This window comes from Oleiphilus sp. HI0043, from assembly GCF_001634935.1.
The window spans coordinates 1-721 of the sequence record NZ_LWEY01001905.1; the positions used below are offsets into that span (position 1 = coordinate 1).

The window sequence follows — 721 nt, forward strand, 5'->3', positions numbered from 1 at the left end:
AGCTGACGACTTATCGTTTAATCGCCTTGGATGTGCTTCAAACGGCGGCGAGATATTTAAATCGGAAACCTGAAGACTTTAAGTCGAGTACACACTTTCCTGAGACTGACCATGTAATGGCTTCAGCTCATATCAATGCACCTCAGATTCGTAGGCTAAAAGGACGCTATGGCTTTGGCGCAGAACGTATCGTTGAGCTGGTAGATAGGAAACCTGAGTTAGCAGACAAAGTCTTGACTAGTGATACCATATTCGCTGAGCTTGTTTATGCCTGTGAAACTCAACTAGTCGTGCATTTAGACGATCTAATGCTGCGCCGCACTCGTTTAGGACTTGTTCTTCCTAAAGGTGGTGAGGCCGTGCTTACTCGCGTCAAGGCTCATTGTTTGGAAGCTTTAGGCTGGGATGAGCCTCGTTGGGATCAGGAGGCGAGCAGGTATCAGCGTATTATTAGTGCTCATTATTCTCTTCCTGTCGAAGAAGCCAAAAAAGAAGAGCGGGTGGTGTGATGAGCGAGCAGTATATCTTCACCATTGATAACGGTACTCAAAGTGTTCGGGCCATAATATTTGATACCCAAGGTAATTTGATCGCTAAGGGCAAACAAGAGCTCGAGCCTTACTTCTCTAGCCAGCCGGGCTGGGCTGAACAAGATCCAGAGTATTACTGGTCTTCATTAAAAAAAGCTTGCGATAAACTATGGGCTGCAGCTGATATTGAT

General features: G+C 45.9%; 2 protein-coding genes. Both read left to right on the forward strand.

Annotated features, from left to right (window positions below):
- Positions 1 to 509, forward strand: a 509-nt coding sequence (locus tag A3729_RS29445) for a glycerol-3-phosphate dehydrogenase C-terminal domain-containing protein (RefSeq protein WP_304439791.1), incomplete at its 5' end; no start/stop codon positions are given.
- Positions 509 to 721: FGGY family carbohydrate kinase (locus A3729_RS29450; protein WP_255376423.1), on the forward strand; the 213-nt coding region annotated here is incomplete at its 3' end. The genes A3729_RS29445 and A3729_RS29450, both read left to right, overlap by 1 nt.